This window comes from Methylobacterium sp. AC433 (assembly GCF_979253015.1).
Genome location: NZ_CEEDBN010000123.1, coordinates 1 through 234, shown reverse-complemented (window position 1 = coordinate 234; position 234 = coordinate 1). Strand labels below are relative to the sequence as shown.

The window sequence follows — 234 nt, the reverse complement described above, 5'->3', positions numbered from 1 at the left end:
GCTGGCGCCCCCGGATGCTCCCGCCGGGCTCCCTGCGGCACGGCCGCACGAGCCTCCTCGGCTTCAGGCCGGGCTGGTGCCCGGAGATCGAGCTCGTGGGTCCCTACCGCCCGGTGACCGAGGAGCCCCTGCGCCCCGGCGTGACGGAGGCAGACCTGCGGGCCACGTACGAGGGCGAGACCGGCCGCCTCCATGCGCGCCTGCGGATCTCCGGCCAGCCCACCTCCGTCACCC

Annotated in this window: 1 protein-coding gene; it reads left to right on the top strand. The window is 76.9% G+C overall.

Going from position 1 to position 234, the window contains the following annotated elements:
• Nucleotides 1–14: 14 nt before the first annotated feature.
• Nucleotides 15–234: hypothetical protein (locus AC0IWM_RS23970; RefSeq protein ID WP_471759185.1), on the top strand; the 220-nt coding region annotated here is incomplete at its 3' end.